The sequence below is a fragment of the Aetokthonos hydrillicola CCALA 1050 genome (genome assembly GCF_017591665.1).
GTDB classification, from domain to species: domain Bacteria; phylum Cyanobacteriota; class Cyanobacteriia; order Cyanobacteriales; family Nostocaceae; genus Aetokthonos; species Aetokthonos hydrillicola.
The window spans coordinates 1-5,435 of sequence record NZ_JAAKGC010000197.1; the positions used below are offsets into that span (position 1 = coordinate 1).

3 protein-coding genes and 1 pseudogene are annotated in these 5,435 nt (G+C 42.2%); 1 reads left to right on the forward strand and 3 read right to left on the reverse strand.

Going from position 1 to position 5,435, the window contains the following annotated elements; all coding sequences use genetic code 11:
- Positions 1 to 120: 120 nt before the first annotated feature.
- Both G4P69_RS35290 and G4P69_RS35295 read right to left on the reverse strand, forming a co-directional pair.
- Entirely contained in the window at positions 121 to 2,247 is a 2,127-nt protein-coding gene (locus tag G4P69_RS35290; protein WP_243903144.1) for an ATP-binding protein, read from the reverse strand.
- A gap of 59 nt (positions 2,248 to 2,306) precedes the next feature.
- Entirely contained in the window at positions 2,307 to 4,184 is a 1,878-nt protein-coding gene (locus G4P69_RS35295; protein WP_208345334.1) for an ABC transporter ATP-binding protein, read from the reverse strand.
- A 190-nt stretch (positions 4,185 to 4,374) separates the two neighbouring features.
- Between G4P69_RS35295 and G4P69_RS35300 the strand changes: the two genes are divergently transcribed.
- Positions 4,375 to 5,019 (forward strand): hypothetical protein, encoded by a 645-nt coding sequence (locus tag G4P69_RS35300; protein WP_243902695.1) that lies wholly within the window; start codon positions 4,375 to 4,377, stop codon positions 5,017 to 5,019.
- Positions 5,020 to 5,161: 142 nt separating this feature from the next.
- On the opposite strand, the pseudogene tnpA reads toward G4P69_RS35300, so the two are convergent.
- Positions 5,162 to 5,435: pseudogene (tnpA, locus tag G4P69_RS35305) on the reverse strand (IS200/IS605 family transposase); the annotation flags it as partial.

Below are 5,435 nucleotides of genomic sequence, written 5' to 3' on the forward strand. Positions count from 1 at the left end.
ACCGGTGCAACTTGCTCAATATTGGATAGTTGAAACTCATGTTTTTGGTAGCCATTATCAAACCCCTCTTTTTTGTCATAAATTATGAGGGTTGTACTGTCTACTTTATGCGATCTATTATTAGAAAATAACATCCTGTTGATTATTTTTACCCCTCACATCACTAGAATCTTGTGCAGCAAGGGTGTAGTGCATCAACCCCTTGGGAGCTTTTACAGGGTCATTAGCAGGGTAAAATAAGTGGCGATAGGCATTTGTTAAAGATACTCTTACTCCTAAATCAAGAGAACCTTTTTTATCTTTGAGTTGTTTCTGCTGACTTTCTGATAAATCTTGCAAGCGATTTTGCGAATTTAGAATATTCTGAATAGCCCGAAATTCCCTAGCGTTGTCAATTGCTCGCTCTAGTTCGTGCTTATTGGCGAGTAAAAACAACAAACGATTTCTAAAAGTCCGAAACTTACCAGACTCACCTGTTTCATTAAAAATTTTCTCGACAAGTGCGGGTGCTCCTTCAGTAGTTACAGAAATTGTCGCTTCGTTAAAATCAATTAAACACAGGGTGATACTATCTGATACATCATCCACATCCCCTGGTGATTCTGGCGCAATAACTAGCTTGAAGAATTTATCTGCAAAAATGGTGTCGCGGCGATTTCGCAAATCGTCTTTCGCTTCGGTAACTCCAACTTGGGCTTTTTCTTCCGCAATAATTTTATTGATTGATGGTTCTTCCTTGAAACGAGCTAGAGTTGTAACCGGGTCATTTTCCAAGTACCAAGCAACTTCACTCAACCTTTCTAAAGCAGTATCAACAAAGCCAATTTCTAGTCCTGGTGTCAACAAAGATAAATTCAATTCGGCGCGACGAATACCAGCCGATATACCTTGAGTGATGGAATGCAAAAAAATAGTCCGAGCTACCCAGGTTGAAAAAGGAGGTTTCCCAGCAGCTTTCCATTCTGCATCTTGTAACTGCGCGTGTGCTTCTCTACCATCTTTGTTGTAAATGTCAGCTTGGATAGTAATCCGCATCAAGGGACGTTCTAAACGGGCTGTTAAATCACTGGTGATTTCTTCCTCAATACCAACAGGGATATGGTGGGGATGAATGACGGGTATCCATGTATTTATATCTGACCATAGATAACGTATAACTCTAGCAAATAACCGCAAAGCGCCTCTGGTACGTTGGAAGTTAGGAATAGAGGCGATTTTTTTAGTCAGTAGGTTAAATAATTCCGGATGGAAGGGGTAACTTTGCTCGATGCTTTCCATGTAGCGTGCATCTTTACAACCATCTGGTAAATTAATACGACTAGCTTTATAACTTTGTAAATATTCTCTAGCAGCGTTGGTAGCAGCATTAGCTTCTATACTGCTGAACATCCTTTGTTTTACTATATTGTAAATTTCAATATCAGTGCTGGGTTTAAGAATGCGTTCTTGTCTAGCTGTTGCAGAAATTGTTTCCCGAATTTCGGTGGTTTCTTCGCCAAAACTGTCACTAGACGAAGCGAGGGTGTAAACAAACACTAAATTATCACAAGCTGCTGCCAAGTCCATGAGGGCGAATAAAAAAGCAACAACTTGTCCGGCTAAATCGCTGTTACCAACTATAACAGCTTTGGCTTTTCTTAGGTATGTGGCGATTTCATCAAGGATAATGACTGTGGGTTCCCCCTGGGTTATTCTTTCTAAAACAACTGTCCCAGGACTAACTCGCTGTTCGTCGGAACCTTTAAGCAAGCTGTAACCAGCCACACCATTGATTTGATAAGCAATTTCTCCCCAAAGGGTGTAAGTTGTAATACCAGTCTCTGGATGGAAAACACCGTTAACTGGATCAAGATCTTGGCACGCGATCGCAGAGGCTTGAATAGGTCTATCTGGTATTAAATTAATATCATCAGTAAAACGCTCTAGTCCTGGAATCTCTCTTCCATGTTTAGCAATATGCCACAAAGCAATTTCATCATGAGTTTTACCACCACCAAAACTAGTTTCCAGTCGGATAATTGGGGAGCCAACAGCAGCACCTACCAGCCGCCCAAACACCTCAGAAATTAGGGTTTTCAAACCATCGGTAGCAAAAGTATTGGCAAAAAAGGCTGTAGGATCTTGGTATACTTGAGGTGCTTTCCCTTCCACAACCAGTCGCAGCTTAGCGGCGAATAGTTCAGGAGAAAGTTCCCCTGCTAAGATTTCTTCTCTAGGAAGACAGGTTTTGAAGACGGAGGGAAGCATAGAAATATACTTACGATTTTTGGTAAAAAATATTTAACTAGTTCTTCACTACTTATATCTTATGACGCTCGTAATTGCCGATCGCGCCTACGTTCAGGACTACCAGTAGGAATTGACTCAATAAGCTTCCGAGTATATTCTTGTTTAGGTGCTTGATAAATACTTTCTGCTGTACCTTGTTCAACAATGACACCCTGGTTCATCACCAGGATGCGATCGCTCATAAACTTCACCACACTCAAGTCGTGTGAAATAAAGATATAAGTCAACCCAAATTCTTCTTGTAATTCTTTTAAAAGATTCAGCACTTGTGCCTGTACAGAAACATCTAAAGCTGAAACCGATTCATCACAGATAATAAACTTGGGATTTAACGCTAACGAACGAGCAATGCAAATACGCTGACGTTGACCACCAGAAAACTGATGAGGATAACGATTCATGTCGTTTGCACTCAATCCTACTCTTTCTAAGAGATAAGCCGCGCGCTCTCGCCGTTGCTTGTTAGTTTTACCAATAGAATGAATTACCAAAGGCTCCTTAACTGCGTCCCCAATCTTTAAACGTGGATCAAGGGAGCTAAATGGATTTTGAAAGATTATTTGCATTTCCCGTCGCAACTGTTGCAACGGTTCTCCTTTGAGTGTGGTGATGTCTCGATTCTCGAAGACGATTCGACCACCCATTGGTTGAATTAATCGTAGCAACGTTCTACCTAGAGTGGTTTTGCCACAACCAGATTCTCCTACTAGTCCTACCGTTTCTCCCTGTTTAACATCAAAGGAAACACCATTAACTGCCATGTTGTAGCGTTTTGTACCGCCAAAAACCCCTCGTACAGGAAAACCCACCTTAAGATCATGGACTTGTAACAAAGGCTGTTGCTGTTCTAGGTTTGCTAATCTACGCTCAATTTCCTCGAAAGTAACTTCAGGTGGTTGTTCTGGTTGTTTTGGCTTAATCACCACCTCTCCTGTTGATTGTTCTTCTACGTTCATGTAGTCCGAAACTGTCAGAAGTTTTTGCGGACGGCGGCTGAGAGTAGGACGGCAAGCTATTAAGCCTTTAGTATATGGATGTTGAGGATCACTAAATATTTGTTCAACTTGACCACATTCGACAATTTTACCTTTGTACATCACTGCTACACTATCAGCAATCTCAGCAATGAGTCCAAGGTCGTGGGTAATAAAAATCAACCCCATATTACGGCTTATTTGTAACTCTCGCAGCAATTCAATAATTGTTGCTTGTACGGTTACGTCTAACGCCGTGGTTGGTTCATCAGCAATTAATAGTAATGGGTTGCAAGAAATTGCCATTGCTATCATGACTCGCTGCAGTTGACCCCCTGAAAGCTGATGGGGGTAGCGTTCTAGGATTGCTTCTTTGTGTAGCTTGACTAATTTTTCTAGTTTTGGCTCATCTAGAGTTAAAGAAGTGTATTTTGATGATTCTATGTATTGTTCTCGAAGAATCTCATCACTGGGAAGAAGCTTTACTTCCTGCAAACCTGCGATCGCCTTTTGCTTTGCTTCAGCGTCGGAAATATCCTGATGTCGCTTAATTGCTTCTGTTAGCTGAAACCCAATCGTATAAACCGGATTGAGAGAGCTCATCGGTTCTTGAAAAATCATGGCGATGTCGCCGCCCCGGTACAGCTGCATTTGCTCAATTGGCAGCGCTAGCAAATTGATTGGTGTACCATTCTCCTGAGGGCGAAACCAAATCTCGCCTCCACTTATCTTACCTGGAGTCTGTATTAGCCTCATTACAGCTAAGGCTGTAACTGATTTTCCTGATCCTGATTCTCCTACTATTCCTAGAGTCTCTCCTCGATGCAGTTCAAAAGAAATACCATCTACAGCTTTGATCGTACTGCTGTCGCCTGAAAATTCCACTTGCAGATTCCGAACCTCTAGGACAGTTTCTTTCATCGGAGTTTGAATTATAAATATCTGGATTTTAACAGAACTTGCTAGGAAGTCTCCAACTTGGCTCACCTAACTGGGTGAATAATTTTAACCTATTCAGGTTATCCAAGTGTGTGAGGTTACTTTTTGTAAAAAAGGAGAATCTAGTAGTAGAGCAAATTGATTAGATTACACTCCCTTGAGGAGAATATATATGAAACTTACAAAATTAGCTACCTGTGCGATTGCTGTTGCAACTGTAGTACTCTCTGCTGGAGTCGCTAGTGCTCAAACATCCACAACAACTACAAAAAGTATAACAACTGATAACAACGGCAATTACACCTCTCAAACATCTACAACAACTGATAGCAACGGTAACTACAACTCTCAAACATCCACAACGTCGAACACGACAACCGCGAGCCGTGGCATGAATCGTAGTTACATTGGTGCTGGTATTTCTGCTGGCGTTACCAATGGTGGCAGACAAAATGATGCCGCTCTATTAGGTGGAAACGTTCAAGGAAGATATGCCCTCAAAAACGCTCCTGTTTCAGTTCGTGGTGCAGTCTTATTTGGTGGTGATTCTGTAGCGATCGTGCCAACACTGACTTACGATGCGGCGATCGCCAAAAACACTAACCTTTACTTGGGTGGTGGTTACTCCTTTGTAACTGACGACGGTCAAGCAAGCCAGTTAGGAAACAAGAATGCTCCTGTATTAACCCTTGGTGCTGAATCACAAGTTGCTAAAAACACCGTGATATACAGCGATGCTAAATTCGGCATTGATGCTTACAAAGGCAGTGACTCAGATGCTCTGAGCCTTCAAGCAGGAGTTGGATACAGCTTCTAGGACTTGTTCGTAGTTGCGCTGTCTTCGCTATAGACACGGGATTGCTTCCCTTAAGGTAGCGCAACTACCAATAATATGCTCTCGAGCCTCCGGCTTCTAGCCGGGGGATGAAAGCTGACGGCTAGTTTTAACTAGCCAGTATCTACTTAGAACGCTGGTCTTCGATGTATCGCTTAACCACGGAGCGTGCTGACTTGACCAGTTGAAGCAACAAAATAACTAGGACTCCAAAGGCAAGGCATTTTTTTAAGTTCTGGAAACTCCTGTCTCAGGTGATGAGACGCTCTCGCTTTAATCCATCGGGCAATATCAGAAGGCGATTCATGAGGCGGGACGTTCAAGAAGCAGTGTACGTGGTCGGGCATGATTTCAAGCGCTATGAGTTTCCAACCATGTTCGGTGACTAGTTCAAAAAT